Here is a 2356-nt window from a genome sequence, read left to right on the forward strand (position 1 = left end):
CCCGCCGTGGCGCCGCCGACTTATTCGCGCGATCGGCTCGACCAGTATTCGGTCGGCGCGATCATTGGCGCGCTCATGCCGGAGGATTGCATCATCTCGGAGGAGGCGGCCACCAACGGTCCCGGAATCGCATTGGGAACCCAAGGCGCCTGCCCGCACGACTATCTCCGGCTGACGGGCGGGTCGATCGGCCAAGCGCTGCCGGTCGCGACCGGCGCAGCGATCGCTGCCCCGGACCGCAAGGTCATCTGCGCGTCGGGCGACGGCGGAGCCATGTATACGCTGCAGGCGCTCTGGACACAGGCGCGCGAGCGGCTGGACGTGACCACGATCATTTTCGCGAACCGGTCCTATGCAATTCTCAACGTGGAGATGCAGCGGATGGGATTCACCGAACCCGGCCCTGTGGCGCTTTCGATGCTGGATCTGCACGATCCGGCGATCGACTGGTGCAACCTGGCAAGGGGAATGGGCGTCGAGGCTTCGACGGCCACGACCGTAGCCGAGTTCGAGTCTCAGTTCGAGGATGCGATGCGCTCTCGCGGGCCGCGGCTCATCGAAGTGCTGGTCTGATCCGGTGCCATTGAGCCGATAACGCCACTGCGAGGTGATTGCGCTTTGCTGCGCACCAAGCCGCGGTGGGAATGGTTCAACGCAACTGGCTGTCCTTGCTGCCCCGGCGATTGATCCCGGAGTTGCGGATCTGCCGATCGCGTTTCGATTGACATTCGATGCACGTGCGGATGCCGGGGATCGCCTTGCGCCGCGCTGGGGGGATGTCCTCGCCGCAGTCGTCACAATATTCGGATCCCTCGCCGATCGGCAAACGCGCCCGCGCGGTGGACACCGCATCGGTTATCGTATCGTCGATCTGATCTTGGATCGCGCCATCGCGCGCCCAGCCATTGGCCATGATAACATCTCCTGCAGCAGCTACGCGCGGATCCCGACGGCGATCCATCCTCGCCCCGTGGCAGCATATGACTGCCCGGCTGGGCGCGCTGCTGCTGCCGCCGGAACAGCCCATGGGGGATCAGCACCAGCTGCAGGGTCATTCACATGAGAAGCTGCCGGGCGCTGCCGTTGATCCATAGCCGCGATACACGGCGCGCTGGGGCCAAGGGCAAAGCGGTCTTTGCATTTCAATCTCGCCGGGCCGCTCGCTCGCAAATCGGGTTGCGATGATGCGATCGGGGGCCTTGCCTTCTTCCGTCCAGGCAATGAGTGCCGAAAACATGTCGTGCTGGCGGTCGTCGGAAGGCGGGCGCGGCGGGATCCCGAGGGTGGCATTGAAGGCGTCCGGACCTGTTCCGCCGCCGCAGTGCATCACGCCTGGGGCCATGAACAGGCGCGCATGCGCCCCCAGCGCGTCATCGCCCCCCATTTCCATTGCGTGGCGCCGGAAAAATTCAACCGACTGGCCAGGCGGCACAAGCGTGTCTGCCAGCCCGTGAAAGACGATCAGCTTGCCGCCGCGCCTGGCAAACGCCGCGAGGCTGCCGCGGGTCGCATCGTTGACGATGGGATCAAGCCTTTGATTCACGATCGGCATGTCGCGATCGAAATCGAAGCTGCGCCAGTCCCAGTCGGAGCCGAAGACCCATTTGAACAATGCGCCAAAGGCGGGCTGGCCGCTGATCGGCTTTTGCAGGAACGACCAGCCAAAGGTATCGGGCATCTCGCTGCCGGGAAGCCAGCCGAAGAACTGGGGCTCGCCGCGGTTGCTGGTCGGCCCCGAATAGAAGGCGCGCGCCGTCGCCACTTCGTCCCGGGTCAGGCAGTCTTCCGTCTCATCCGGCTTGCACTCGAGCACGGCCGGATCGAACCGGCAGCTCAGCGGGTCCATGATGAAACGGTCCCCGGCAAGCCCGTGTCCCTGCTTCCAGCAGCTGGCAATGGCCGTCCGGTTGAGCAGCCTGAGCTTGGCATCCGACAGCAGCCGGCCGGGCGAGCGATTGGCCGACGCGAAGTTCCACAGCACGGCGGCATGGCCCCAGGTGCGGTTCATGACCGGCGCGCCGACGAGGATGCCATCATAATCTTCGGGATAATGCAGCGCCTCGACCAGCCCCATCTGCCCGCCGGTCGAGCAGCCCGTATAATAGGATCGTTGCGCGGCCCTGCCGTAGAATGCCTTCGTGATTGCCTTGCCGGTCACGGTCATCACGTGCGCCGAGAGCCGGCCCCAGTCGCGCCATTTGCGCGGCTCGCCGATCAGGCTGTCTCCCTCCAGCGGTGTAGCGGGCGCGGTGCCTGCATCGGTGGTGGCCGTGGCGAAACCGCGTCGCAGCCCTTCGGCCATGCCCGCATAGCCCAGCGTGAAATTGCCTGCGAATCCGCCGCTGCCATTGCCGTG

General features: G+C 65.4%; 3 protein-coding genes. 1 reads left to right on the top strand and 2 read right to left on the bottom strand.

Going from position 1 to position 2356, the window contains the following annotated elements; translation table 11 throughout:
- Positions 1-573 (top strand): thiamine pyrophosphate-dependent enzyme (locus DM995_RS19990; RefSeq protein ID WP_232824585.1); only part of this gene is annotated, 573 nt, incomplete at its 5' end.
- 76 nt (positions 574-649) lie between these two features.
- Here DM995_RS19990 and DM995_RS19995 read toward each other — a convergent pair.
- Together DM995_RS19995 and DM995_RS20000 are read right to left on the bottom strand one after the other, a co-directional pair.
- Entirely contained in the window at positions 650-913 is a 264-nt protein-coding gene (locus DM995_RS19995; RefSeq protein WP_116970815.1) for a DksA/TraR family C4-type zinc finger protein, read from the bottom strand.
- 138 nt (positions 914-1051) lie between these two features.
- Positions 1052-2356: tannase/feruloyl esterase family alpha/beta hydrolase (locus DM995_RS20000; protein WP_116970816.1), on the bottom strand; the 1305-nt coding region annotated here is incomplete at its 5' end.

Source organism: Blastomonas sp. UPD001 (assembly GCF_003426715.1).
Taxonomy (GTDB): Bacteria; Pseudomonadota; Alphaproteobacteria; order Sphingomonadales; family Sphingomonadaceae; genus Blastomonas.

Excerpts from the sequence above, each read along its gene's own strand:
- DM995_RS19995 (WP_116970815.1), bottom strand. The coding sequence starts at position 913 with ATGGCCAATGGCTGGGCGCGCGATGGCGCGATCCAAGATCAGATCGAC.